The organism is Pseudohaliea sp. (genome assembly GCF_054552115.1).
Genome location: NZ_JBTOLW010000013.1, coordinates 62,779 through 88,317, shown reverse-complemented (window position 1 = coordinate 88,317; position 25,539 = coordinate 62,779). Strand labels below are relative to the sequence as shown.

Annotated in this window: 27 protein-coding genes; 4 read left to right on the top strand and 23 right to left on the bottom strand. The window is 67.0% G+C overall.

Features of this window, described 5'->3' with window-relative positions:
* The 9 genes from ACX93N_RS08570 to ACX93N_RS08530 form a co-directional block, all read right to left on the bottom strand.
* On the bottom strand, nucleotides 1-270 hold a 270-nt coding region (locus ACX93N_RS08570; protein ID WP_459427993.1), incomplete at its 3' end, for a VOC family protein.
* A 4-nt stretch (nucleotides 271-274) separates the two neighbouring features.
* Nucleotides 275-628 carry a 2Fe-2S iron-sulfur cluster-binding protein gene (locus tag ACX93N_RS08565; protein ID WP_459427992.1) on the bottom strand — a complete coding sequence of 118 codons (354 nt, stop codon included), beginning with the start codon at nucleotides 626-628 and terminating at the stop codon, nucleotides 275-277.
* Between the two features lie 3 nt (nucleotides 629-631).
* Entirely contained in the window at nucleotides 632-1,690 is a 1,059-nt protein-coding gene (locus tag ACX93N_RS08560; RefSeq protein ID WP_459427991.1) for a 2Fe-2S iron-sulfur cluster-binding protein, read from the bottom strand.
* Between the two features lie 33 nt (nucleotides 1,691-1,723).
* The gene (locus ACX93N_RS08555; RefSeq protein WP_459427990.1) at nucleotides 1,724-2,086 is read right to left on the bottom strand and encodes a phenol hydroxylase subunit P4; all 363 of its coding nucleotides are present in this window, start codon (nucleotides 2,084-2,086) and stop codon (nucleotides 1,724-1,726) included.
* A 19-nt stretch (nucleotides 2,087-2,105) separates the two neighbouring features.
* Complete coding sequence (locus tag ACX93N_RS08550) at nucleotides 2,106-3,638, bottom strand: aromatic/alkene/methane monooxygenase hydroxylase/oxygenase subunit alpha (RefSeq protein WP_459427989.1); 1,533 nt, start codon at nucleotides 3,636-3,638, stop codon at nucleotides 2,106-2,108.
* Between the two features lie 22 nt (nucleotides 3,639-3,660).
* On the bottom strand, nucleotides 3,661-3,927 hold the full coding sequence (locus tag ACX93N_RS08545) for an MmoB/DmpM family protein (RefSeq protein ID WP_459427988.1): 267 nt from the start codon (nucleotides 3,925-3,927) through the stop codon (nucleotides 3,661-3,663).
* A 13-nt stretch (nucleotides 3,928-3,940) separates the two neighbouring features.
* Nucleotides 3,941-4,921: an aromatic/alkene monooxygenase hydroxylase subunit beta gene (locus tag ACX93N_RS08540; protein WP_459427987.1), complete on the bottom strand. Its 981-nt coding sequence runs from the start codon at nucleotides 4,919-4,921 to the stop codon at nucleotides 3,941-3,943.
* 41 nt (nucleotides 4,922-4,962) lie between these two features.
* Complete coding sequence (locus tag ACX93N_RS08535; protein WP_459427986.1) at nucleotides 4,963-5,247, bottom strand: phenol hydroxylase subunit; 285 nt, start codon at nucleotides 5,245-5,247, stop codon at nucleotides 4,963-4,965.
* A 155-nt stretch (nucleotides 5,248-5,402) separates the two neighbouring features.
* Nucleotides 5,403-7,088 (bottom strand): sigma 54-interacting transcriptional regulator, encoded by a 1,686-nt coding sequence (locus ACX93N_RS08530; protein ID WP_459427985.1) that lies wholly within the window; start codon nucleotides 7,086-7,088, stop codon nucleotides 5,403-5,405.
* Nucleotides 7,089-7,244: 156 nt separating this feature from the next.
* Here ACX93N_RS08530 and ACX93N_RS08525 point away from each other — a divergent pair, with 156 nt between their 5' ends.
* From ACX93N_RS08525 to ACX93N_RS08515, 3 genes are all read left to right on the top strand, one after another.
* Entirely contained in the window at nucleotides 7,245-8,084 is an 840-nt protein-coding gene (locus tag ACX93N_RS08525; protein WP_459427984.1) for an alpha/beta fold hydrolase, read from the top strand.
* A gap of 93 nt (nucleotides 8,085-8,177) precedes the next feature.
* Nucleotides 8,178-8,375 (top strand): YgaP family membrane protein, encoded by a 198-nt coding sequence (locus ACX93N_RS08520; RefSeq protein ID WP_459427983.1) that lies wholly within the window; start codon nucleotides 8,178-8,180, stop codon nucleotides 8,373-8,375.
* Between the two features lie 18 nt (nucleotides 8,376-8,393).
* Nucleotides 8,394-8,984, top strand: coding sequence for a Crp/Fnr family transcriptional regulator (locus tag ACX93N_RS08515; protein WP_459427982.1), 591 nt, complete (start codon nucleotides 8,394-8,396; stop codon nucleotides 8,982-8,984).
* 2 nt (nucleotides 8,985-8,986) lie between these two features.
* On the opposite strand, the gene astB is transcribed toward ACX93N_RS08515, so the two are convergent.
* The 3 genes from astB to ACX93N_RS08500 all read right to left on the bottom strand — a co-directional run bounded on the left by astB (nucleotide 8,987) and on the right by ACX93N_RS08500 (nucleotide 13,338).
* Nucleotides 8,987-10,342 (bottom strand): N-succinylarginine dihydrolase, encoded by a 1,356-nt coding sequence (astB, locus tag ACX93N_RS08510; protein WP_459427981.1) that lies wholly within the window; start codon nucleotides 10,340-10,342, stop codon nucleotides 8,987-8,989.
* A 2-nt stretch (nucleotides 10,343-10,344) separates the two neighbouring features.
* Nucleotides 10,345-11,361, bottom strand: a complete 1,017-nt coding sequence (locus tag ACX93N_RS08505) for an arginine N-succinyltransferase (protein ID WP_459427980.1) — start codon at nucleotides 11,359-11,361, stop codon at nucleotides 10,345-10,347.
* Nucleotides 11,362-11,490: 129 nt separating this feature from the next.
* Nucleotides 11,491-13,338 (bottom strand): choice-of-anchor I family protein, encoded by a 1,848-nt coding sequence (locus ACX93N_RS08500; RefSeq protein WP_459427979.1) that lies wholly within the window; start codon nucleotides 13,336-13,338, stop codon nucleotides 11,491-11,493.
* A 231-nt stretch (nucleotides 13,339-13,569) separates the two neighbouring features.
* Between ACX93N_RS08500 and ACX93N_RS08495 the strand changes: the two genes are divergently transcribed.
* The gene (locus ACX93N_RS08495; protein WP_459427978.1) at nucleotides 13,570-15,687 is read left to right on the top strand and encodes a TonB-dependent copper receptor; all 2,118 of its coding nucleotides are present in this window, start codon (nucleotides 13,570-13,572) and stop codon (nucleotides 15,685-15,687) included.
* Nucleotides 15,688-15,708: 21 nt separating this feature from the next.
* Here the strand turns inward: ACX93N_RS08495 and ACX93N_RS08490 are convergent, their stop codons facing one another.
* The 11 genes from ACX93N_RS08490 to ACX93N_RS08440 all read right to left on the bottom strand — a co-directional run bounded on the left by ACX93N_RS08490 (nucleotide 15,709) and on the right by ACX93N_RS08440 (nucleotide 25,526).
* Complete coding sequence (locus ACX93N_RS08490) at nucleotides 15,709-17,211, bottom strand: metal ABC transporter solute-binding protein, Zn/Mn family (protein ID WP_459427977.1); 1,503 nt, start codon at nucleotides 17,209-17,211, stop codon at nucleotides 15,709-15,711.
* A gap of 9 nt (nucleotides 17,212-17,220) precedes the next feature.
* On the bottom strand, nucleotides 17,221-17,553 hold the full coding sequence (locus ACX93N_RS08485) for a hypothetical protein (protein WP_459427976.1): 333 nt from the start codon (nucleotides 17,551-17,553) through the stop codon (nucleotides 17,221-17,223).
* Complete coding sequence (locus ACX93N_RS08480; protein ID WP_459427975.1) at nucleotides 17,550-18,377, bottom strand: ABC transporter permease; 828 nt, start codon at nucleotides 18,375-18,377, stop codon at nucleotides 17,550-17,552. The genes ACX93N_RS08485 and ACX93N_RS08480 overlap by 4 nt, the downstream gene beginning before the upstream one ends.
* The gene (locus ACX93N_RS08475) at nucleotides 18,374-18,952 is read right to left on the bottom strand and encodes a hypothetical protein (protein ID WP_459427974.1); all 579 of its coding nucleotides are present in this window, start codon (nucleotides 18,950-18,952) and stop codon (nucleotides 18,374-18,376) included. The genes ACX93N_RS08480 and ACX93N_RS08475 overlap by 4 nt, the downstream gene beginning before the upstream one ends.
* Nucleotides 18,949-19,875, bottom strand: a complete 927-nt coding sequence (locus ACX93N_RS08470; protein WP_459427973.1) for an ABC transporter ATP-binding protein — start codon at nucleotides 19,873-19,875, stop codon at nucleotides 18,949-18,951. Before ACX93N_RS08470 ends, ACX93N_RS08475 begins: the two co-directional genes overlap by 4 nt.
* Nucleotides 19,868-20,845, bottom strand: coding sequence for a NapH/MauN family ferredoxin-type protein (locus tag ACX93N_RS08465; RefSeq protein WP_459427972.1), 978 nt, complete (start codon nucleotides 20,843-20,845; stop codon nucleotides 19,868-19,870). Before ACX93N_RS08465 ends, ACX93N_RS08470 begins: the two co-directional genes overlap by 8 nt.
* 11 nt (nucleotides 20,846-20,856) lie before the next feature.
* Entirely contained in the window at nucleotides 20,857-21,702 is an 846-nt protein-coding gene (locus tag ACX93N_RS08460) for a 4Fe-4S dicluster domain-containing protein (protein ID WP_459427971.1), read from the bottom strand.
* A gap of 6 nt (nucleotides 21,703-21,708) precedes the next feature.
* Complete coding sequence (nosD, locus tag ACX93N_RS08455) at nucleotides 21,709-23,052, bottom strand: nitrous oxide reductase family maturation protein NosD (RefSeq protein WP_459427970.1); 1,344 nt, start codon at nucleotides 23,050-23,052, stop codon at nucleotides 21,709-21,711.
* A 6-nt stretch (nucleotides 23,053-23,058) separates the two neighbouring features.
* Nucleotides 23,059-24,237 (bottom strand): hypothetical protein, encoded by a 1,179-nt coding sequence (locus ACX93N_RS08450; RefSeq protein WP_459427969.1) that lies wholly within the window; start codon nucleotides 24,235-24,237, stop codon nucleotides 23,059-23,061.
* A gap of 54 nt (nucleotides 24,238-24,291) precedes the next feature.
* Complete coding sequence (locus ACX93N_RS08445) at nucleotides 24,292-25,011, bottom strand: c-type cytochrome (protein ID WP_459427968.1); 720 nt, start codon at nucleotides 25,009-25,011, stop codon at nucleotides 24,292-24,294.
* Between the two features lie 191 nt (nucleotides 25,012-25,202).
* Nucleotides 25,203-25,526, bottom strand: a complete 324-nt coding sequence (locus ACX93N_RS08440) for a c-type cytochrome (RefSeq protein WP_459427967.1) — start codon at nucleotides 25,524-25,526, stop codon at nucleotides 25,203-25,205.
* Between the last annotated feature and the right edge of the window lie 13 nt (nucleotides 25,527-25,539).

The window sequence follows — 25,539 nt, the reverse complement described above, 5'->3', positions numbered from 1 at the left end:
GCAGCCGTAATCGATGAGGTCCTGCCGGCGCGCCGCCAGCGTGGCCGCGTCCAGCACCTTGAAGCCCATGAAGTCCATGCCCGGCTCGTCGGCCTCGCGCAGCACCACCGAGAAGGCATCGATCTCCGTCCAGCCCTTGAAGTAGTTGCGGCCCTGGCTGTCCGTGTGCGTGTGGATCAGGCCGAGCCGGTCGCGGTAGTGGACTACCGCCGCTTCCATGTCCAGCACGCGGATCTGCACGTGCCCCGGACGCATGACGCCCTTCTGCATGGGATTACCCCCTTTGTTGTTTGCCTATGGTGGGTGAGCGGGTGATCGGGTTTGCGGCAGACAGGTCCACCTCGACCTCGAGATCACTCTGTGGAAAGACGCGGCAGGCGAGGACCGTGCCGCTCGCCTCGTCTGCCTCGCTGATGTGCTTGCGGCTCATGCGCCCGGTGCGGTACTGCCCGGCGCGCACGTGGATCCGGCAGACGCCGCAGCCGCCGCCGCGGCAGCCGACGGGAATGGCCGCCAGCAGCGCCGGGGCAACGCCGACGCGCTGCAGTGCCTGCAGGAGGTTCTCTTCGGCGCCGCAGGAAAAGGCCAGGCCCTCGGGCGCAAGCGTGATCCGGTGGGCGCCGGGCATCGCCTAGATCCGCTTGAACAGCGCGCTGCGGGTGCCGCCCTCGGCACCGTCCGCCGCCGTCAGGAAGCGCTCCATGTAGATGTCGCGCTCGAAGAGCCGGCCGCGCATGAGCGCCGTGATCGCCGCATCGATCATCGGCGGCGGGCCACAGAGATAGGCCTTGTGACCGCCAAACTGGCCGTCGAAATGCGCGATCGCGGCTTCGTGCACATAGCCGGTGAAACCCTCCCAGCTGGCCGGGTCCTCCGGGGCATCGAGCGCCGGCACATAGGTGAAGTTGTCGTGCTCGGCGGCCAGCTGCTCGAACAGGTCACGGTTGTAGAGCTCGGCGAGATTGCGGGCGCCCTGGAACAGGGTGATCTTGCGGCTGTCGCCGTGCTCCAGCAGATCCAGCACCATCGACTGCGGGCTGGACAGGCCGGAGCCGCCGGCGATGAAGATCAGGTTTTCGCTGGCCGACTTGCGCACGAAGAACTGCCCGTAGGGACCGGACAGCGGGACCACCTGGCCTTCCGCGAGCTGCTCGTGGATGTAGCTCGTGGCCGCACCGCCCGGGACATGACGGACGTGCAGCTCCACCACCTCGTTGTCCGACGGCCTGTTGGCGATGGAGAAAGCACGCGCGCCCTCCACGCCGGGGAGTTGCAGGTTGATGTACTGCCCGGCCTGGAAGGCCATGGGCCGGTCCAGGCGCAGGCGGATGCCCTTGATGGTGGGCGAGAGGTCCGTGATGGACTCCACCGTCGCCTCATAGTCCTCCACCGGGTAGCCGAGGAAGTCCGGGTCGACGTCGATATCCGCCTCGATGACCAGGTCACTCTCCGGCAGGGCGCAGCAGGCGAGCACCTTGCCCTCTTCCCGCTCCACGTCCATGAGCGCGAAGGGCGAGGCGTCGCCGGGATCGCAATCGCCCTCCAGCACCTGGACCTTGCAGGTGCCGCAGGTGCCGTGGCCACAGGCGAACGGCAGCCACACACCCTGACGCAGGCTGGCGTCCAGCAGAGACTGCCCCTCGTCGACCTCGACCACGTCACCCGTCGGTTCGATGGTGACTTCATACATGGCGAACTACCCCCGCTCGCTGCTCCACGCCCATCAGCTGTGCGACCCGGCGATGCCTTCGAGGCCGGGTGTCTGCAGTCGGATGATGGACTTGTGGTCGACGCCCTGCGCTTCGAGGGTCGCCTCGCGATCCGGTGTGAAGACCTCGCCGTTCAACAGCCAGGACACCTGCTCCCAGTCGATCTTCCCGAAGTCCGGGTGCTGCGAGAACGCGCCGGTAACAAGCTCGTCCACGAGCTTGCCGAAGGTCGTGTCCGGCGGCGTCGCGAACGCCACCGGTGAACAGAACATCAGGTGCCGGTCCCAGCCCACGTACACGATGATATTGCCGTGAAAGTTCTCTACCCGGTCCAGCCGTTCGCCCGTGTAGTCTGGCGTGATTGCTGCTACTGCCATGGTATTTCTCCCTCGTTCTTCAACCGGCCTTCTTCAGGCGCTCTTCCGCCGACTGGAGGTTGTGCCATTCGTTCCAGCGGGCCTCGTCGGGGGAGCCGTGGAAGTCCAGGTTGTCCTTGCCCATGTTGATGCGGTAGTAGTCGCTGAGCACCGTCTCGATGTCCGCACCGCCGCAGTTGCCCTGGTAGATCTGGTGTACCGGCAGCCAGGATTGCACGTACTTCTCCGGCTCGTGGTCGAAGATGTCCTTGCAGCCGTCGGAGCAGAAGTTGTAACGCTCGCCCTTGTAGACGGACTGCCGGTAAGCGATGAGCGTCGGGTCGTCCATCTCCGTGAATCCCATGGGGATCTGGCAGGTGTTGCAGAGCATGGGCAGCGTCGGGTTGTAGAACCGCTCACCGGCCTGCTCCTTCTCGCGCCAGTGCTCGAAGCGGGGACGATAGAACTTGTCGAAGGTGTCCGGGTACTTCTCCGACAGCCAGTCCAGTTCCTTATCGCCGGGCATCCAGGTGTGAAACGCGGCGGCATGACCGTAGTTGTAGAAGATGCTCCAGGTCTGGTGCGAGATGTGGTCCTTCTCGGCAATCGCCGTGGCCGCGTACTTCGGCATCTCGATGCCATAGCGGGCCAGGTCCTTGAACAGGGCGCCGCCGGCCTCCTCGAAGTACACTTCCCACGCTTCCTTCCAGGACATCACGCGGTTCGGCAGCATGTAGTCCATCATCATGGCGACGATGGCGAGCAACCGGGTGCCGCGCCAGAACCACTTGTCGATCCAGCGCTGCACGATGGGCACGTTGTCCGGATGCTGCTCGAGGAGGAACTTGATGACCTCGAGGCCCAGGGTCATGTGCCGGGCTTCGTCGGACTGGGCCGAGAAGCCGAAGGTGACCGTCGCCATGTCGCCGTTGTAGGCCGCACCGGACATGAAGGGCACGAAGAGCAGGTTGGTGAGCACGTACTCGAAGGAGAAGCTGATCGCCACCATGAACTCGAAGGGCCCGGCGCTGCGGGCGTCGTCGAAGAAGGACTTCGGCACGGAGAGGTACCAGACCCGGTCGTGCATGTGCGGGAAGTCCTGGAAGCCATCGAAGAACTTGTTGTAATGGCTCATCGCGTGAACCTGCGTCTGCACATGGCGCAGTTCATCGATGGACTGCATCTGGCAGGCCGTGCGCGCGCCGACGCCGCTGAACTGGCGGCCGACGTGGGCATAGCCCGAGTAGGCCTGGTATTCCAGCGGGGAGACGCCGGTCAGGAAGACCTTGATCGCGTTGACGTAGCGCGCGTCGGTCACGTTCTGCTGGCCGTTGTTCTGGGCGAAGGCGTCGAAAATGGCGTAGAGCTTCTTTTCTTTCTCGGCCTGGTACTTCCAGTAGGCGTCCATGGTCAGGCGGAAGGGGTCCTCCCACTTGCTCCAGTCCGTGATCTTGATGCCCTCGAACTCTTCGTAGGGGAAGATCTCCTTCTTGTCGCGGTAGCTGTACTCCCAGTCCAGGTCCCGCGTCAGCAGGCTGTAGCGCTCCTTGAGATTGAGTTTTCTTGCGGCCATGTCAGTCGCTCCGTGTTATCTGTCAGTTCCAGCTCAGGGTGAATTCGTCGTCCGTCTCATCGACATTGCCGCCGATGGTGACGAGGTTCACGTGCAGGGACTGCAGGTCCCAGTCCCGGCCCATCTTTTCCTCGACGGTCTCGCGCTTGAGCACGAGCTGGCCCTCGTTCTCGATGCGTATCATCGCCGGCTGATAGTCAATCGTGGCGTCCGGGTTGTCCTCTTCGAGCGCCTCGACGAGGTAGTGGGCTTCTTCGTTGTCCTGCAGTGCCATGTAGACTTTCGACATCGTCTTTACTCCCTTAGAGGCCGGCCTTGGCCAGGCGCTTGTTGAGCACTTCCGCGCTCGCGTTGATGGCGTCGGGACCGACGGCTTCTTCCGCCAGCGGACCGAGGGCCGCGAGGGCCTGCTGCTTCCAGTCGGCGACCCAGGCCGCGATCTGTTCGCGGTTGCTGTCGGATTCAGCAGCAGCGGTCTTGACCACCGTGTCCACCCAGCGCGAGGTCTCCTTGTGCCACTCCTGCATGAACTCGATGAGCATCGCGAGGTCGCCGGCACCGGCCTCGGTCATGGCCTCGTCGAACTGGCGGTAGAAGATGTCGTAGACCAGCGTGTCGAGCACGACGTCCTGGGCGACAAAGACCTCGAACCAGTCCTTCTGGGCGAGCATGTCCTCGACGTAACGGCGCAGATCCTGCCAGAGGGGATCCTCCATCCAGTGGGTCTTGGCAGTCTTCAGCGTATCGCCGCTGTTGCCGTCGAGGATGAGGCCGACGCGGGAGAGGTACTGGGCGATACCGAGCCGGTCCATGCCGTTGTACAGAAAGGCCTGGGTGAGCACCGTGCCGATACCGTAGGCGGACCCGAAGACGTTGTTCATGTTCGCGCCCATCTCCAGGTGCCGGAGCGGCAGCAGGCAACGGACCACCTTCTCCCGTGCGGCCTCCGGCAGGCGGCTGGCGAGGTCGCGGCGGGTGAAGAACGCGTAGTTGCTCTCGGTGATCTCCTGCAGCTTCGCCCGCGCCTGCACGTAGCTACCGTAGTAGTACTGGCGGGGGTCGCGAAAGGCGTACCAGTCTTCCATGACGATCGCCGTGCGGGCGGGGTCGTTGAGCCGGCGCTCCGGGTCCCACAGCGGCCGGTAGTGGAAGTTGGTCGTCGGGGCGAGGTCGTAGCTGGCCTCCTGGTAGCGGGAAGCCGGCTTGTCGCCGAAGCGCCGCTCGATGTGTGCGAAGGTATTGCGGACCGGCTGGATCGTCGAAGTCTTGATTTCAATGGTCATGGGACACCTGCTCGTTATGGAATTCGTAAAGCCCCGGGGCGCTAGTCGTCGGCGGCTCCGCGGAGGTCGCCGTAACGCCACTTCTCCATGTCCGCGTCCACGGCCGCGGCCTCCTCGTCGGACATGAAAACGACGTCGTTGCGCTCACAGAAGATGTCGAAGGCGCCCCGGGGTAGCACCAGTTCGACGTACAGGGAGGGGTCGCCGATGGCGAAGTCGAACTCGATGAAGCCGCTCGCCGTCTCGCCGCGGACGCGGACGTAGCGGGTGAGGCGCTCGAAACTGTCGGTCGCCGGCGTGGCGCCGACGGCTTTCAACGTTGCCATGGTTATCACTTTGTTAGCTATGACATTGTCATCCCCCTGGGTGCAGGGGGCATGCCAACAAAGAGAAAAATCGAGATTGTTTAGTTAGTTATAAATTCTGGGGGTGCAACGGGGTGTGCCGGGGCGACCCACTTGTTCACCATATCGTGAACTTTTCATCTCCCGACTTCATGATTTGATGAATCTTCCGCATCCCTGCGCTTCTTCAGGCGGTAATCCAGCTGCGCCCGCGTCAGGCCCAGAAGCCGCGCCGCGCCGCTGACCTTGTGGCCGGCGCGCGCCAGCGCCGCGTCGATGATTTCCCACTCCACGGCTTCGAGGGAATGCCCGGCCTCGATCGCGCTCGCGGCGAGTTCAGGCAGTGCCCGCTCCCCCGCCGGCGGCGCCCCGTCATCCCGGCCGGCGCTCATGCCGGGAAAGAGATGGGCGGCCTCGATCTGTCCGCCGGGGTCCGAGAGGATCACCCCGCGCTCGATCATGTTCGCCAGTTCGCGGATGTTTCCGGGCCAGTCGTACTCGCGCAGCAGGGCCATGGCCCGGTCCGTGACCGACAGGCCGCTCTTGCCGTGCAGCGTCCCGTACTTGTCGAGGAAGTGGCTGATGAGGTCGGGCAGATCCTCGATGCGCTCGCGCAGGGGCGGCACCGTGGCCGAGTAGACGTTGAGGCGGTAGAGCAGGTCCTGGCGGAAACGCCCCTCGCGGACCGCCTGGTCCAGGTCCTCGTTGGTGGCCGCGATGAGCCGCACGTCCACCTGCCGCACCTCGGACCCGCCGACCCGCTCGAGTTCCCCCTCCTGCAGCACGCGGAGCAGGGCCGCCTGGGCGTGCAGCGACAGCTCTCCGACTTCGTCGAGAAACAGGGTCCCCGCGTGTGCGCGCTCGAAGCGGCCGGGGCGCGTTTTCTCGGCCCCGGTAAACGCGCCCCGCTCCACCCCGAAGAGCTCCGCCTCGATCAGGTCCCGCGGGATGGCCGCGCAGTTGATGGCGACGAAAGGCTTGTCCGCCCGGTCGCTGGCCTCGTGCAGGGCCCGGGCAAACATGTCCTTGCCGACCCCGGTCTCGCCGAGGAGCAGGACCGTGACCTTGCTCCGCGCCGCCCGGGAGAGCAGGTCGCGGACTTCGAGGAAGCGGGGTGATGAGCCCACCAGCTGGCCGAAGTGCTCTTCCGCATCGACACGGGAACGCAGTTCCGCCATCTGTTCCTGCAGCTCGAAGAGCTGGTCGGCGATCCGGTCGGGCTGGTAGTGCCGGAAGGCGTCCTCGGCATCCTCCCAATCCTCGACGAGGCGGCCCTCGATGCGGCAGGTCTCGTGACCGCAGGCGGTACAGCAGGTTTCCTTGAAGTAGATCTGCCGCCCCATGAACTGGGTGGTAAAACCGCTGGCATAGCCGATCTGCGCCCAGCACACGGGCTCGAAACCCGAGCCGAACTCGCTGAGAAAAATCTCCGCCTCGAAGGAGTTCTCCCAGTCGAAGATGGCGTGGAAGTAGTTCTCTTCCTCGTTCCAGTCCAGCTTCTTCGGGATCACCTTCACCTGGCCGGTCACCATGTGCGACTGCGGCCCGACGGAGAAGACATCGAAGAGCGAGGCCTCCGGGCGCAGGCGGCGCGCGCGCTCGGCGTCCATCTTCCCCGAGATGTAGCCCATGCGCGTGAGCAGACCCTTGGCGCGCTGCATGCCGAGGGCGTCAATCAGTTCCCGGCGCAGACCCCGGAGCTCGCTGGAGCGGAGCAGGACGACGCGCTCCTCGTCCAGCCAGATGCGCCCCTCCTGCGCCTCGAAGCGCAGCAGGTTCCAGATGTCGTGCATCTCGGGCAGCCGGGGGCCGTCGTCGTTCACGGGCGCGAGCTCATCATCGGGAGCCTCTCGTTATCCTGCCGCTCACTGCGAGCCACCTGATAGGACCACAGCGCCCCGGGCGGTTCAAGCCGCTTCGGGTCCGGCCGCGGCCCGTGGTACAACATAGACCGCCCCGGGGACCAGAGGACACGGACCATGAGCACAGACAACCCGGAGATCGGCCGCCGGATCACCATCGGCGACGTCGAGACCAACTACCACGACTGCGGAACGGGTGAGCCCGTGCTCCTGCTCCACGGCTCCGGGCCCGGCGTTTCCGCCTGGGCGAACTGGCGGCTGGTGCTCGAGGGGCTGGCGCCGCCGTTCCGCCTGCTGGCGCCGGATTTCGCCGGCTTCGGCTACAGCACGGTAGCGGCGGATTACGTCTTCAGCCGCGAGGCCTGGCTGGCACAGCTGGTCGGCTTGCTCGACGCCCTCGGGCTGGACCAGGTCGACGTCGTCGGCAATTCCTTCGGCGGGTCCATGGCCCTGGCCCTGGCCATCGAACACCCGGAGCGGGTGCGCCGCCTCGTGCTCATGGGCAGCGTGGGCGTGCCCTTCGAGCTGACACCGGGGCTCGACGCCGTCTGGGGCTACACGCCCTCCCTTGATGGCATGCGCGAACTCATGGGTATCTTCGCCTGGGACCAGTCGCGCATCACGGATGAGCTGGTGGAGCTCCGCCATGCGGCGAGCACACGGCCCGGGGTGCAGGAAGCCTATGCACGCATGTTCCCGGCGCCGAGGCAGCGCTGGGTCGACGCCATGGCGCACGACGAGGCAGCGGTGCGCGGCATCCGGCAGCCGACGCTGCTCATCCACGGCCGCGACGACCGGGTCATTCCCCTGCAGACCTCGCTGACCCTGCTGCACTGGATAGACGACGCACAGCTGCACGTCTTCGGCCGCTGCGGGCACTGGACGCAAATCGAGCACGCCGCTGCGTTCCAGCGCCTGCTCCGGGACTTCCTGGGGGCAGACAGTGCGGCAGACTGAACGCACCGGTCGCACGGTGACTTTATCACCGACGACCGGCACTGCCCCGGGCCATGCTGCCTCCCTACCGGCTACTACCGAAAGGAGAACAGCATGCAACGCAATGAAGGCACCCTCGACCGCGCCGTGCGGGTTATCGCCGGCCTCGGCATTCTCTCCCTGGCCTTCGTCGGCCCGCAGACACCCTGGGGCTGGCTGGGTCTTGTACCGCTGGTCACCGGCCTGGTCGGCATCTGCCCGGCCTACAGCCTCCTCGGCATCCGCACCTGCCCCGCTCCGCGGCAACAATAGCCCCGGCGAGGGGCGGCCGTGAGCGGCGCGCCCCGGACCATCCCCGCCGGTACGGTACTCTTCCGTGCCGGCGACCCCTGCCGCGGTTTCGTGCTGCTGCACGCGGGCTCCCTGCGCGTGTCCCTCACCGCGGCCAACGGCCGGGAGGTCGTCCTCTACCGGGTGGCGCCCGGCGAGGTCTGCCTGCAGACCTTTTCCTGCCTGGTCGAGGGCCGGGACTACTCGGCGCGCGGCGTGGCCGAGACCGACCTGCTCGCCGAGATCATACCCAGCGCCGACTTCCACCGCGCTATCGCTGCGGATGAAACCTTCCGCGCCCGCGTGTTCGGCGCCGTCGCCCAGCGCTTCGCGGACTTCGAGCGGCTCGTGGAAGATGTTGCGCTCACCGGCTTTCCCGCGCGCCTCGCCCGGGCACTGCTGCGCCTCGCCGGCAGTCGTGAAAGCGTGCAGGCCACCCACGAACAGCTCGCCGCAGAGACGGCGTCCGGCCGCGCCGTGGTGAGCCGCCAGCTGGCGCGCTTCGCGGACGATGGCCTGGTCCAGGGCCGTCGCGGCGCAATCCGGCTGCTCGACCGTGGCGCCCTTGCACGCCTCGCCCGCGACGGCTGAGCTCAGCCGCGCTGGAAGTCGTAGAGCGGCCCCGTGCCGAGCAGCGCCGTGAGCTCATCAAGCGCCACGTAGGTCTCGTCGAGAAGCGCGGGATCGGCCAGGTCGGCCGGGGTCAGCGTCTCCCGGTAGTGCCTGTCCACCCAGGCGCAGAGGGCCTCGTAGCGCGCTTCATCGAGGAGAAAGGCCGGGTTCACGGCGGCGCGCTCCGCCGGCGTGAGCACCACCCGCAGCCGCAGGCAGGCGGGGCCGCCGCCGTTGTCCATGCTCTGGCGCACATCCACGAACGCCAGGTGGTTAATGGGATTGTCGCCGTCGCGCACCGCCTCGAGCGCCGCCAGTACCCGCGGGTTTTCCCGGCTCTCCTCGGGGAGCACGAGGGTCATGCCCTCGCGGCCCGGGATGTCGACGAGCTGTGAATTGAACAGGTAGCTGCTTACCGCGTCCTCGAGGGACACCTGCGCCGCCGGCACCGTGACCACCTCGAAGGCGGGCACCACGGCGCGCAGCACGTCGGCGATGGCCGCTGGCTCCGCCAGCGCCTGTTCGTGACTGAACAGCACGTGACGGTTGGCCACGGAGACCACGTCGTTGTGGAAAGCGCCCGCATCGATGGCCACCGGGTTCTGCCGGGCGAACACCACCCGCGCCGGGTCGAGGCCGTGGGCCCGCGCGACGGCGGCCGAGGCCTCCAGGACCTGCCGCGCCGGGTGCCGGGCCGGCCCTTCATCATCGCCCCCCGCGCGCCCGTAGACGAACAGCGCGGCCCCCGCGTCACCGTGCGCGCTGCACAGGCGCCCGTAATTCGCCGCGCCCTCGTCACCGAAGCGGCTGCCGGCCGGCACCGGCGGATGGTGCGCGAAATGCGCTTCATCGGCGAAGATCGCGCGCAGGGCCCGCCCGGTGAATGCCGGCTCAAGGGCGCGGTGCGCCATGCTGGCCAGGTTCGCCGGCGTGAAGTGGACGCGCCCGTCGACGGTATCGGCACTCGGCGAGACGGTCGCCGCGTTCGCCGCCCACATGGGCGAGGCGGAGCAGGCGATGGCGAGCAGCGCCGGGGCCTCCTTCGCGGCCCGGGCCAGCACATCCGCCGGCCTGCCGCTGAAACCGAAGGCGTGCAGCGTCGGCAGGTGCGGCCGTTCGTGCGGCGGCAGGAAGCCCTGCACCAGGCCCAGGTCGTGCAGGCGCTTCATCTTCGCCAGCCCCTGGCGTGCCGCGGCCCGCGGGTGGGAGGGCTTCTGTGCGTGCTTCGCCGACGCGAGGTTGCCCGGGGAAAGCCCGGCATAATTATGCGTGTTGCCGACGATGCCGTCGAAGTTAGCTTCCACCGCCGGCCCGGCGCCGTCCTGTTCCTTTGCCATGTTCAGAGTTCCGTGTACCAGAGTTCATCGCCCGGCCCGACGGGCAGCGCGTCGATGGCTTCGGCCGGCAGCCGCAGCCCGCCGGCCGACTCCGCGGCGGGCACCAGGCAGGCCGTGAAACGGTCGATGGACCCCGCGGCAACCAGCATGGGCAGCGCCGCCGTGTCGTCTTCCAACGGCCCCGCCAGGGTCCCGCGGCAGGTGGCGGCCACCGTGGCGAGCTTGTCGATCTCCGCGTCCACGCTCGGTGCCGCGTCGAAGATGTCGACATGGCCCTGCCAGCGGAAGCCCTCGCGCTCCAGCAGCTTGAGCGCCGGTTCGCCGGCGCTGTTCACCCGCCCGATCACCGCCTGCGCGTCGGCGGGAAGCAGGTTCACGTAGACCGGCTGCGTCGGCATGAGCTCGGCGATGAACTGGTTGCCGTGCAGGGCGCCGAAGACGTCCGCCTCGGCGAAATCCATCTCGAAGAAATGGCGGCCCACGGCCTCCCAGAACGGCGAGCGGCCGCCGTCCTCGTAGTGGCCGCGCAGGTCCGCCATGACCTCCTTCGGGAAGCGCCGGCGGTGCGCGGCCATGAGCAGGTAGCGGCTGCGGGCGAGCAGCTTGCCGTTGCCGTCCTTTCGATAGGCCGGTGACAGGAACAGGGTGGCGACCTCGGCGAAGCCTTCGAAGTGGTTGGAGAGGTTGAGGGTGGCCACCGTGACCTTCTTGTCGAGGACCCGGGACTTGTGGGTGACCTTGTTCAGCTTGTAGGAATAGAAGGGCTCCACCTCGCCCAGGCTGGCGATCACGCTGGCGGTGCCCACCACCGCGCCGGTCGCGGTGTCCTCCATGACCAGCATGTAAACTTCGTTCCCCGGCTTTTCCACGGCCTTCGCCACGCTCGCACTGGACAGGGCGATCTTCGCGGCGAGCGCGTCCCGGTCCGGCGGCAGGGTGGTCATGCCCGGGTAGGCCTCCCGGGCGAGGTCGTAAAGGCTGTCGAGATCGTCCTCGCGGACGGGACGGACGATGATCATGGACGGTCACTCTCTATAGGCAAGCCGCCAGCATAGCGCCTGAGCCGGGGGGGCCGCCACGGCCGGCGCGCAACGAAAAAGGGCCCGCCGGCGGCTCCGGCGGGCCCTCGTGGACCGGCGTGGCGGCGCTTACAGCAGGCTGACGCGGTAAACGGCGAGCGTGCCAGACACCTCGTGGCTGACCAGCAGCAGCGGTTCGCCCGTGGGGCTGTCGCCTGCCGGGACGAACTTGATGTCTTCCGGCCCGAGGTCGGAGCTCCCCGCGACGGCGTCTGCCTCCGCGTCACCGGAGAAGGCGCGGCTGTTGACGTACTGCACGAAGCTGGCGTTCTGCGGATTGGTGATGTTGTACACCATGACGCCGCCCACACGCTCAAGGGCGATGAAGGCGTACACGTTGCCATTGATCTCGGCGATTTCCACCGCCTCGGGCTCCGGACCCTTGTCGTCGGAGCGGTCGTCACCCTCGTCGTCGTCGTTGCTCGCGTTGAAGTTCGCCGCACCCAGCTGCTGCGCGGTAATCACTTCAAAGTCGCTGCCGCTGTCGAACACCGGGCGGCCCGTGCTGGTATCCCAGATGGTGAAGGAGCGCGCGCCGTAGGAGTAGAGATTCTCGTAAACGCAGCCGGCGACCGGCGCCTCGTCGGGGAAGGTCAGCGGCTGGCCGCTGCTGGCGAGCGTCGAACAGGCCGCCGGATCCTCGAGCCCGAGGTCCGTGATGACCTTGAGGCGACCCAGGTTTTCGTCTTCCTGGAAGTCGGGGCCGAGGCGCGCTTTCAGATCATCGCTGAACTGGGATGCGTCGAGGTCCTTGATGCGGATCTCGTCCAGGTAGTGGAAGCAGTCGCCGTCATCGAAGAGGAAACCGCCCTGCGCCGCGCAGTCGTCCTCGTCGGCGGCATCCGTGAGGTACTCCCGGCCGTCCCCCTCGTTGGCAGTGACGAGGTAGGTCGTACCGGCCACTTCGTAGCTGTCGAAGCCGTCGGGCATGTAGGTGCCGAAAACGCTCCAGTTGCGGATGTTGACGCCGCCGTCGCGGTTGCTTGCATCGAGCTCGTTGCCGGGCAGGCTGTAGTCCTTGAAGCCGATACCTAGCACCGTGGAGATTTCCCCGCTCGCAAGGTCGGCAATCGCGACCGCGTTATTCTCCTGCAGCGTGGCGAAGACCGTGCTGCTATCGGCCGAGAAGGCGACGAACTCGGGCTCCAGGTCCTGGGCCACGGAGGCCGCCTTGGCGGAGACGCGAACGGGGCCGCTGAGCGTCTTGCTGCCACCGGCGTTGAAGGCCTTGAAATCGGCGGTGGTGGCAACGGGGCTGTCAAAGCCAGCGGAGAGGTCGACGATCGTCAAACTGCCCTCGGGGTCGACGCTGTAGTCGCTGCTGGGTTCGCCCTCGTTGGCCGATACGGCATAACGGCCATCCGGAGAGAAACCGACCTTGTCGGGGAGAGCGCCGGCTTCGACAGCGCTCAGGAAGGTGCCCGCCGTGGAGTAGAAGGCCAGGTAGCCGTTCTCCTGGGACACATCGGCCGCAAGAGCGACGGCGAGCGTGTCGCCGCTGATATCGACGCTGTTGACGGCGCCCATGGAGCCCTCGGGCAGGCCTTCCGCGGCCTCCACGTCAGCGGCAACGTCGAGCTGGTCGACCGCTACCGGCGACGCCGGGTCCTGCAGGTCGACGATATCGACCTTGCCGGCTTCCGCGTTGACGACGAAAGCGCGCACGGACGCCGGGTGGTAGGCGACGATTTCGGCCGCGGACTCGTCAAAGGAGCCCAGCGGCGCCGTTCGACCGAGGAAAGTCAGCGCGAGAGCCGCATTGGCATCCGTACCATCGGCGCCGGGAGCCCCATCGGCGCCCGGGGCACCGGCCGCGCCCGGGGCGCCGTCGCTGCCGTCATCCCCCTCACAACCGGCCAGGGCCAGGGCCAGCATGGCGCCACCCAGGGCGGCGATAAAAGGCTTGCGTCTCATCATTGCACTTTCCCCTTTGCTTGCGTCCGCGCAGGATCGCGTTTACTGACCGCACGAAGTTGGCAGTGCAAGATGAACGCAGCGTGACGAAGCAGTGAAGCTATCGTGAAGGCTTCATGACAGGCCCCTGGCCCGGGCAATGTCGCCCTCCTGCGACACTATGCCGCACGGCGAGGATTCAAGGTATCTATATACTTGTTTGGTTTCCCCAACCCGTGCAGAAGTCGTTCAGCCATGCAACCAACCCCTCCGTCCAGCCGCAAGGTCATTGCGAGCAGCCTCGCTGCCATTCTCTCCGTCAGCGCCCTCTGTGCCAGCACCGCCCTCGGCGCCGACAAGAGCCCCGGCGATGACCTCCCCAACATCATCGTGATCGGCGTCCGCGAGGCGCCGCTGGGCCAGGATGTGCTCGACCTCGACCAGGAAAACGGCGCGCCGGCCGCCGACGGCGCCGAGCTGCTGCGCTCCGTGAATGGCCTCAGCCTCGGCCGCTTCGGCGGCCGCGGCCTGGAGCCCACGCTGCGCGGCCAGAGCCAGTCGCGCATCAACGTGCTCCTCGACGGCGCCTACCTGCACGGCGGCTGCCCGAACCGCATGGATCCGCCGACCTCCTTCGCCTCGGTAAACACCTATGAACGCATCGTCGTGCTCAAGGGCGTGCAGACGCTGCGCTACGGCGGCGGCGGCAGCGGCGGCACGCTGCTTTTCGAGCGCGAGAACGAACCGGGCAAGGACGGCCTGAGCGGCGGCCTGCGCGCGGGCACGACCAGCAACGGGCTGGAGCGCGACATTGCCGCGGAGCTCGCCTGGTCTGGCCAGCCCGGCTACCTGCGCCTGAACATCGAGGACCGCTCCGCGGACAACTACGAGGACGGTGGCGGTGACGAAGTGCGCTCCGCCTATGCCGAGGACTCGATCTACCTCGCCGGCGGTCTGCGCCTGCGCGACCAGGACCGGCTGGAGCTCGCGCTCGAGCGCACCGAGACCACGGACGCGCTGTTCCCGGGTGCCGGCATGGACGCGCCGGAAGACACCAGCGACCAGGTTCGCCTGCGCTACCGCGCGTACGATCTCGCCGGTCTCGACGCGCTGTCCGTGGAGCTCTACCGCACCGACGTCGAGCATCTGATGGACAACTACAGCAGCCGGCCGCTCACCATGCCCATGGCGCTGCGTGTCCCGTCCCGCTCCGACACGACCGGTGCGCGCATCGTCGGCGAATTCACCACCGGCAGCGACGTCGAGTGGACCGTGGGCGTCGACTACCAGCGAAACGAGCGCAGCGCGACCCGCTTCATGGGCCCGACGACCGACAACGTGCAGATGGTGCAGAGCTACCTGTGGCCGGACGCCAGCCTCGAACAGGCCGGTGCGTTCGCGGAGGTGCGCTGGGCCCTGGGCAGCGACCGCAGCCTCAAGGCCGGCCTTCGCTATGACCGTGTCAGCGCCGAAGCCGACGCCGCCGACGCCGACCCGCCGTCGCCCATGCTGGGAGGTCCCAATGCCCTCTACGGGCAGTACTACGGCGTCACCCACGACGACGAGATCAACGAGAACAACTGGGGCGGGCTGCTGCGCTTCGAGCAGCGCCTGGGCGATCGCTGGACCGGCTTCGCCGGGCTCAGCCAGACCGTCCGCACTGCCGACGCCTCCGAGCGCTTCCTGGCCGCCGCCAACGGCATGCCGATGATGCGCTGGGTCGGCAACCCGGGCCTCGAGCCCGAGACACACCGCCAGGCCGATGCCGGCCTGGTTTTCCAGGCCGGCGACCACCGGCTGGACGGTGTCGTCTACTACGACGACGTGAGCGACTACATCCTCCGCGACCGCGCCCACGGCCAGGGCGATGTGCTCCAGGATGACAACGCCACGGTGTACCGCAACGTCGATGCCACGCTCTACGGTGTGGAAGGCAGCTGGACCTGGCGCGTGGGCGGCGGCTGGGAAGCCTCCGCGAGCCTCGCCTGGGTGCGCGCCGAGAACACCAGCGAGGACCGGGACATTGCCCAGACGCCGCCCCTCAACGGCAGCGTGAACCTCGACTACGACGCCAGCCGCTGGCGCGCCGGCGCCAGCCTGCGCTGGGCCGCGGAGCAGGACCGGGTGGAAGCCAACCCCATGGTCAACAGCGGCCTCGATGCCGGGGAGACGCCGGACTGGGCCGTCCTCGACCTCTACGCGAGCATGAGCCTCGGCGCCTTCGGCGACCTGCGCGCGGGGGTCGATAACCTCTTCGACCGCCGCTACGCCGAGCACCTGAACCGGAGCAACCGCGATCCCTTCAACCCGGAGGCAATCCGGGTGAACGAGCCGGGCCGGGTGCTCTGGGCGCGCTACGAGTACCGCTTCTGAGGCGGAGGGCCCGGGCGGCGCTCAACCGGCAGGGTCGAAGCGCCGGGGCAGGCTCTCGCCGCCGCCGCGAAGCGGCAGGGTTTCCAGGTCGGTATCGCCGGTCAGGTAGCCGCGCAACCGGTCCGCGACCTCCACCGCCGTCATGCCGTAGGCAAGCTTGGTGATGAACTCGCCGTTCGTGCCCAGCAGATAGAGGCTGCCGGTATGATCGACGGTATAGTCCTCGCCATCGGCGGTGGGCACAAAGCGGTACTGGGCGCGGAACAGCTCGACGGTGCGTTTCGTGGCCTCAACGCTGCCGCGAAGACCCATGATCCGCGGATGAAAGAAACCCAGGTATTCCTTCATCTGTTGCGGCGTGTCCCGCGCCGGATCCACGGAAATGAAGATCGGCTGCACGTCGTCGGCGAGATCACCGAGCAGCTCCATCGCCCGGGTCATGACTGACAGCGTGGTGGGGCACACATCCGGACAGGACGTGAAGCCGAAGAACACCAGCTGCAGCCTGCCCGGGAAATCCTGGTTGGTGATCGTGCGTCCGTACTGGTCCGAGAGCATGTAGCGCGGCAGCACCCGCGGCGGGAAGCGATCCACCTCGGGTTCGGGCGGGAAGTCCATCGCCGGGGCCGCCGCGGTATCGCTGCCGCTGGTGCACCCTGCCAGCGCCGCGAAGTTGTCCCTCATGAGTGTTCTGTACAGACCGGGGCCGGCCTCGAGGCCCTGGCCAAAGACATCCAGGGACACCACGCGCACGTCGAGGCCACTGACAAGGAGTTCGAGATTGGCCGCCGGCAGGGCGCGGTCCGTGAACAGGCAGGGCTTGTCCGCGTCAGCAAGCGCCCGGCGCAGCGACAGGAGCGCCTCCCCGGCGCCGGCATCGCTGGCGTAGCCGGTAAAGGTGCCGGCGACATTCATGGCATAGGCCTGGGCAAAGTACTGGTGCGTGTCGTGGTAAAAGAACATCGGAGTACCGCTCACGGCACGGTAGTCGAACTCGAGGGAACGGTCGAGGTCGCCGAGGGCGTCGGCGAGCTCGCGCCAGTTGCGCTCGTAGCTGGCCCGGTGGGCCGGGTCAAGCTCGACCAGGCGGCGGCCGAACTCGTCGAGGAGCAGGAGCATGTTGCGGCTGTCGAGCCAGAAGAACGGGTCGCGGCGGGTCTCGTCGCGGCGGTCCGGCAGGACCTTGAGGCGATCGCTGGCCAGGGCCTCGTAGACCGGTACCTCGCCATCAAGCGCCGCAATCGCCGGCGCCAGTGCCGGCTCCAGTTCGGGACCGGCCCAGGCGACGAGGTCCGCTGCGGCGAGTGCCTCACGGTCGGCGGCGGATGGCTCGCGGGTGCGCGGATCGCCGCCGGCCGGGAACAGCAGCTCGGGCTCGGCAACGCCGGCAAGCAACCCGGCGGCGATAGCGTGCATGGGCCGACCGCTGACTACGACCCGCGGCGCGTCGGCGGCCAGCGCCGGCAACGCAACCGCCAGGATCAGCACAACCACCGCCGCCGGGCGCCGCAGGCTTCGCACCATTGCCACTGCCTAACCCTCCCCCGTGAAGCTGGCGGCCAGCGCCTCGATCCGCGCATCCACCCGGCCGGCAAAGACCGCCGGCGCCGGGCACGCGCTGCCCTCGCGGCGGAAGCGCAGGAAACCGTCGTTGGTGGCCTCGTCGAAATCGGCGCCGAAGACCCGCTCTTGCGGCGCATGGGCGATCACTGCCTCCTTCATGCGCCGCACCTCATCGAGATAGCGGCAGGCGAGCGCCTGGCCGTTTAGCAGGCCCAGCTCGGAAACGGCCTGGCGCTGTGCTTCGAGGTCCTGCGCCTGGATGGCACCGGCGGCGAAAAGCAGCAGGAAAACCAGCCCCCTCATACCAGGTCCCCCCGCCGGAAGACGCGGTAACCGATGAGGGCCGCCAGCGTGCCGAAGGCCACCGGGTAGGCGAGGGCAAAGACCATGTAGCCGACGCGGCCGAAGGTATCGAGGATAAGGTAGGCGGCCGGCCCCAGCATCACCAGCTGCGGGTCGAAGAGCAGCATGGTGCCGGTGCGGAACACCTGCATGGGGTTCACCAGGGCGATGGCCACGGCCTGCTCCGGCGGCAGCTGCTCCTGGATGAGCACACCGAGAAGGATGAGGTCGAGAAACAGCAACAGGAGCAGCCAGACCAGGAAGGCCGCGCCCTGGGCAACGTCCACGGAACGGGCCAGGGAGGAAATCAGGATGCCGATACCGAGGAAGCACCAGGCGAGCGCCACGAGCAGGCCCGTGTAGTAGGCAAACAAGTCCCACGGAATGGCGGCCCCGCGCAGTGCCCCCCAGGCGATGGCGAGAACCATGGCGAGGAACACCGGCGTGAACACGACCACGAAGCGGCCGAGCAGCTTGCCCCAGTACCAGGCCGCCAGCGGCACCGGGAAAGACAACAGGTACTCGAAGACGCCGGCCTCGCGGTCACCGGCGAGGGAGCGCACGGTGGTGATCAGGACAAAGATCGGCAGGATCGCCATGGACAGCTGGATGTAGGTCAGCATGAGCCGCGACAGGCCGGTGAAGCCCATGACCCGTGACTCGGTGAGACCGAGCACGAACAGGAGCACCACCAGCCCGCCGAAGACCAGCGTGTAGACGACAAACCAGCGTGCACGCAGGGACTCGAGGATGTCCGTCCAGGCAGTGAGGGCCAGCATTCTCATCCGGCGTCGTCCTCCCCGGCGCTGGTCCCGCCCATGGCGCCGTGATGATGGTGTGCAGGGGTGCTGTTCTGGCCGTCGGTGCTGTCCTGGCCGCGGGCATTGTCGAGATTGCCGCCGTGGATGTTGGTCTCGCGCTCCACGCGGCGGATATGCTCGCGCGCGGCCTCGAAGTCGATAGTGTCCGCACCGGCCGACGCCTGGGCGCTCACGCCGTACTGCATGGGCGTGGGGTTGCCGAGCACGTAGTGAGCATTGAAGGCATCGAGCCAGCCGCCGGCGCGATGGTCCGCGACCCACAGTTCGATCGCGTCATCCGCAAGACCCTCCTTATCAAGCCAGACCACGGCGCAGCCGAGGTCGTCGAACAGCTCGACCGCGTCGCGACCGCCGGCACCGAGGATGCGCACCTGCGCCGCATGGCCGCGGTCCGAGAGCACCATGCCGCAGCGCGTGCACGGGTCCCGGTCCCAGGTCACCTCGACGGGCCCGGTGCCCGGATCGCCACTGCAGGCGGCGAGGAAAAGCAGAGCCAGCAGTGCGGCCGCAGTACGCCGCAGGTTGCACAGGGCTTTCATGAGGTCGCTCCCTTTATCGCGCTCCCCGGGCGGGCCGTCGTGGCGTCGCTGTCGCTTTGCCGCCCCAGTTCCACGTGTTCGAGCAGGCCGGCATAGCGCGAGAGCACCCCGAGGAAACGCAGCCGGTCGGCGCCGGCGATGGTGCCCTGCCAGCGCAGGCCATCGCCCCTGTCGCGAAAGCCCCAGGGAGCCAGTGCGTTGGCGAAGGCGGCCTCGGGGCGGGCGAGGCTCAGCTCGCAGGCGAGGCGGACGCCGAGGTCCACATCGTCGGCCACCCGGTCGTCGAGCACCACCCTACCCTGGTCCAGTTCCAGGACGCGGTTCACCAGCGCCGCGACCTCGTCGAGGCGGTGGCTGGAGATAAGCATGGCCGCGTCATCCTGGCGAGCGGCGAGCAAGTCGAAGAACACGGCCCGGGCCTCCGGGTCGAGGTTCGCGGCGGGCTCGTCCATGACCAGCAGGTCAACGTCCCGGCCCAGCGCCGCGGCAATGAGGAGCTTCTGCTTCTGCCCGCCGGACAGCCGGACGAAGGGCTGGTGGCGGAAGCGGTCCGGCTCGAAGCCGAGACGACCCGCGACGGCCTTGATGCGTTGCGGGTCGGCACCGCTCACCGCCGCGACGTAGCGCACCAGCTGCTCTACCGGCATGCGCAGGGGCGGCGGCAGCTGCGGCACGAAGCCGATGCGGCCGAGCACCGCCGTGCGCTCGCGCTGCGGGTCGCAGCCGGCCACGGCCACGCTGCCGCTGTAGTGATACTCACCGAGGAGGCAGCGGATGAGCGTCGTCTTGCCGGCACCGTTGGAGCCGATCAGCGCCACGCGCTCACCGCGCGCCACCTCGACGTCCAGGCCCTGCAGCACGGCGCGCCGGCCCAGCCGCTTGCGAAGCTGCCGGACGGCGATCATCGGGGTCGTTTCAGTCAAGTTTCTTCGATCCGGCGAATTCAAAGTTGAGGGAGTTGGTCGGGCAGACATCCACGCACAGGCCGCAGCGGGTGCAGTCGGGTCCCAGGGGCACGTCGATGTCCGTGGACCGGTTGCGGATCGTCACATCGAGCACGTGCGGCACCAGGCATACCTTGCGGCAGTCGCCCTCGTGCTTGCAGTTGACCATGTTGTAGCTCACCCGCACCGGCGACACGCTGCCGACGATGCCGTAGGTGAGGCCGATGGGGCAGACGTAGCGACACCAGGCACGCCGGGACACGAAGATCTCGAACAGCAGCAGGAAGAACACCCAGAGCAGGGCCAGCGTCGGCCCGTAGATGATGGCCCGGCTGAGAATACCCGTGGGCGAAATCGTCTCGAACACCGTGTAACCCGTGGCGAGAGCGAGCAGCGCGAAGATCACGTAGAACACCGTGCGCACGCCCCGGTGAAAGCTGCGGCCCTTGATGAGCTTCTTGTCCACGAGCTTCAGGTGGATTTTCTCGGTGAGCTCGGCGACGAAGTGATAGGGGCAGACCCAGGAGCAGAAAGAACGCCCGCCGAGAAGCAGCCAGAGCAGGAACACCGTGGCCGTGCCGATGAGCAGGTTCAGCACCACGTGCTTGTAGGCCAGCATGATCTGCAGCGCCGCGTTCAGGTCGGCCATGTGGAAGCCGAGCACACGCGAGGCGGTGAGCGAGCCTTCAACGAGCTGCACGTCGAGCTGGAAGGACAGCACGAAGAGCAGGTTCACGGCGATCAGCACGGCCCAGCGCCGGTTGCGCCACTTGTGCCGCTTGGCGCTTTGCTCATGGGCGGCGACGTTGGCCTCGAGCTCCTCTTTCGTCAGCTTGTGCTGGCGCTTCTCGTCATAGATGCGCACGACTTCGGGCTTCAGGTCCTCGCGGCCCGGCCGTCGCGGCTCGGCGCCGAAGAGCTGGCGGAGGGATTCGACAAAGCGGTTCATATTCCCTCCTGCTACAGGTTGATGGCGCTGATGGTATCGGCAGTCTTATCGACATCGATGACGATCACCGCCGGTTCCACCGGGCAGATCATTTCGCAGACGCCGCAGCCGACGCAGCCTTCGCCGATCACCGGCAGCATGCGGCCGTCGCCGTCAACGGGCTCCAGGGAGATCGCGTGCTGCGGCGGGCACTGGTTCGGGTCCCCGGAGGGCGGCGCGCCCTCGGCGCACTGGGCGATGCGGATCTCGATGGGGCACTGGCGCACGCAGAGGTCGCAGAGCTCCAGGTCGTAGGGGTGCTCGGCAACGGGGATCGGGTTCCAGCGATCGATCTCATCGTAGCGCAGCGTGCCTTCGAAGTCCGGGCCGCGGGCCAGGCCCTTGAACCCCTTGCCCTGGCCGGCGAGACAGGCGTCCGGGCGGACGACGCGGGCAAAGCCCATGCGCGTATCGGCAGGGTAGTCGAGATCGTGCGTCAGTGCGCCGGTCGGACAGGCCAGCACGCACTGGAGCCCGTCACAGGAGAAGTCGCAGGCCTGGTCCCGGGCCTCGATGTAGGGCACGCCCACGCCGGCGCCGTCAGTGATGTCTGCGAGCTTGATCGCCTCCACCGGGCAGACCTGCACGCACTGGCCGCACTTGATGCAGGCGGCGAGGAAATCGTCCTCGTCGAGCTGGGCATCCTTGAGGGCACCCGGGGGCCGAAGCCGGTGGGTGCCGCCGCCGGCCACGGGCGCGAGGCCCGCCAGGGCTATGAGAGTGGCACCGCCGGCCAGCGCCGTCGAGGCGATGAATTCCCGCCGCGTCTTCTCGCGCTGGCGGGGGCTTTTCGGCCGCTTGTTGCTTGTCTTGCTCATGGTCCTTCAATCCTGCTCCAGCGAGCGCCGGAGTTGTTCCAGGGCATTTTCCCCGGGTGCAGCTTCTTCCGTCACGGGCTCCGCTTCACCGCGCACGTCATCGGCGTCGCCGCGGAATGCCGCCTGCATCAGCGGCTTCTCGTCGCGAAGGAGCAGCGCCGGCGCTGAAAAGGGTGCCAGCCGCTCCAGGAAGTCGAGCACCTCCAGCATCGGCGTGCCCTTGAAGAAGCGCGCCGAGGGCACGTCCATCCACAGCCGGTCCGCATAGGCATACTTGTCGTAGGACGTGTCGCCCACGCCGTCGCCATCGCGATCAAAGCCCGCGTAGTCGTCCCAGTAGTTGCCCGCCCAGTCATTGCGCCGGGCGGTGTCGCCACCCAGCACGGCGACCTGGGTGAGGTTGCCCTTGAGGAGGTTGTCACTGAACACGTTGCCCTTCCAGTCGTTGAGGAACTGGATGCCGATGCCGTTGTAGGCGATAAGGTTGCCGCGGATGCGGTTCGTGGTGTCTGGCTGGTAGGGCGAGACATCGAGGTGCAGCCCCGTGGCCGAATAGAGAATCTCGTTGTCGACGATATCGACGTCGCTGGTCTCCTTGAAGCCGATGCCGACGCCGGCGGCGCCCACGGCATGGGAGATGTGATTGCCGCGGATGGTGACGCTGTCGCTGTACATGAGAAAGATACCCACGGAGTTACCGCGGAAGTCGTTGTTCTCGACCAGGTTGTACTGTGAGTACATGAAGTGCAGGGAGTAGCGCCCGCCGCTCGAACGGTTGCCGCTGATGACGTTGTCCTTCGAGTACCAGACCACCACGTCCCGGGAGCGGCTGATGACGTTGTCCTCGACGCGATTGTCGAAGCTGTACCAGAGGCGGATGGCGTCGCCGCGCACGCCAAGATCCACGTCCTTGGAGCGGATGCGGTTGCCGCGCACCACGTTGAATTCCGATTGCTGCAGGTCGACACCGAAGAGGCAGTCGTCGATCTCGTTGTCGATCACGTAGTTGAAGTTGCCGCGAACCTGCACCGCCGCATCGATGTCATTGTGGGAGTTACCCGAGTTGACCAGGCGCAGGTTGCGCAGAGTGGCGCCGTCGGTCTTCAGCACCACCACAGAGCCGTTGCCACCGCCGTCGATGGTAACGCCATTGCTGCCGTCGATGATCAGCGGCTTGTCGACTACCACCGGGCCCGCATAACGGCCGGCGGGCGGCTTCAGCGTACTGTCGACGGCGGCAGCGTCCACGAGCGCCTGGAACGGCGCGAGCGCTTCCGCGCGCAGCTCCCCGGCAACCAGCGTCGCCAGGGAAACCGCGGCGATCGCCGCTCTTTGCCAGTGCGCGCCCACGGGCGCTCAGGCGGCCCGGGCCGCACGGTTCAGCTGCTTGCGCCGCAGGATCATCATGGCGCCCATCACGACGCTCAGGGCGAGCATGATGCCGAAGCCGATGGACGGATAGGAATGGGTCGAGAACTGCGCCACCTTGCCGTCACCGAAGACCGTGGGCATGAAGGGCTTCACGGAGAAGGCCCCCATCGGGTTCAGGTTGTGCCCGTACCACCAGAGCCAGGCCGAGTAGTCGAGGATGAAGATCACCGGCAACAGCGCCGGCGCCAGGGCGAGCACCCAGACCAGCGGCCGGACGTTGAATGCCGCGCCGACCACCATCGCGATCATGGCGGCAAGGATGCCGTAGAACACCACGTAGAGCGTCGTGCCGATGGCCGAGACCATGGGCTTGATCTCTTCCGGGTTGTTGAAATAACGACCGAGGGTCTGCTCGTAGTGCCACAGCAGCATCTGCTGCCCGCTGCCATCCCAGGGCGCGAGCTCATCGGCGCCCAGGCGGCGTCGGTCGTTGGCATAGGACGTTTCGAGATCGTCGAGGAAACGCTGTTTCTCTGTGCGCTCCACCTGCACGACTTCCTCGCCGCGCTGGCGCGCCTCGACCTCGGCCATCTCGGCCCGAAGCCGGGCCACGATACCTGACACCGCGGGCTCGGCGATCTCACCGGCTTCCTGGTCCATGGATTTGACCGTGGCCTCGATGTAGCCGGCGCTCTGGTACTCAAGGCCGCCCTCCGTGAAGAAGGTCAGCCACATCCAGGTGGCGATGGCCCCGAAGCCGATGGTCAGCACGGCGACCCGGGGGCCACGGCCGGGCAGGGCGAAGCCCAGGATCATCACGCCGAGCATGCTGACGAGAAAAGGCGAAAAAGCGCGCTCGAGCACGCCGCCGGCGGCAATGGGGTACATGCCGACGTAGTGGTTGATCGTATCCATCTCGTGGACACAGTCGAGGGCAATATCCTCGCGAATCTCGGTACTCTCGACCTTCTTGCAGCCGTTGAAGACGCCGTTCATCTGGAACTCGATGCGCACGCCGTCCGGGAAGGCTTCTTCCGGGTAGTTGGGCGCCTTCAGGGAGACCCACCAGATGGGCGAGAAATAGACCACCAGCAACAGGGCGAGGGCGACAACGCCCAGGCCGAGCACCGGGAGGTTCTGGCGCAGGGTGATCGGTTGGCTCATGGTTGTGGCTCTCTGGCAGAAAAACGCCCGGGCGAACCCGGGCGAGGGAGGGGATCAATCAAAGTCGGGATTACGCCAATCCGCAGATTCGGCCAGATCCTCCTCCGGCACCGGCAGCCGTGAGGCGTAGTTGATGACCGCCTTCATGTCCTCGTCGGTGAAGTTCTCGATCTGCTCGACCATCTCCGGGTTGGCGTTGCGGCGCTTGCCGTCGCGGATCCACTCGAACTGCCGCAGCATGTATTCATAGTGCTGACCGTTGATGCGCGGGTAGAACTTTTCGGGAATGCCCATCCCGTTTTCCCCGTGGCACTCCACGCAGTTTGCCTCGTAGAGCTCCTTGCCCTTCGCGTACTGCGGGAACAGCTCATTGTAGGGGCCCTTGCCCCAATCGGGGTTCATGGGCAGCTGCTCCATGTAGGCCACCACGTCGGCGATAGCCTGCGGGCCGCCGATGGACTTCTCCAGGGCAAAGGGGTACATGGTCGGGTTGTCGCGGTTCTTGGCGCGGATATCCGCCAGCTGCTTGATACTCACCACCGCATGCTGGCCGGCGAGCTGGGGAAAGGTACCGTCCTCCATGCCCCAGCCCTCGGGCAGGTGGCAGGCGGCACACACTTCATAGACCTCGCGGCCGTTCTCGAGGTCAGGGGTGAGATTCAGGGCGGCCTCCTGCTCGCCGCCGCCCTCGTTCCACTCGGCCAGGGCCGATCCGGAGAGGGCGAGGGCCAGCGCCGCCGCTGCAAAGGTGACTGGGTTTCTGTAGGGACGCATGGGTCTGACTCCTGATCCTGTCTTACGTGCTGCTTTGCATGCTGTTCCGGGTGTTGCTGTTCTTGCCGATTCCGCTGCACCGGGCAGCGCCTTGCGGCCATACCGGCATTTCAAATACAGGATAGCCGCCAGGGGCCAAAGTTTCCTTGACGAGCGTCAACAGACGCGCCGCTGATGCCCGCCGGAGGCTGTTAGTCCTTGGTGGCGAGCCACTCTGCAATGGCCTCGATCTCCTCATCGCTGACCAGGTGCATGACACCCTTCATCGCCGCCGAGTTGCCGTTGGCCCGGGCGCCACTCTTGATGTCCTGCATCTGCTGGATGGCATAGGCCGCATTCTGCCCGGCAATTTTCGGGTAGATCGGCATCATCGGGCTGTCGCCATCCTTGCCATGGCAGGCGGCGCAGGTCTTGGTCTTGTAGAGCTGCTCACCGTCCAGGGCCAGGGCGGCGGGCGCCGTTAGTGCTGCGCTGGCGGCGAGCAGCGTCGCGATCGCTAGTTTCGACTTAACCATGGGTATAGCTCCT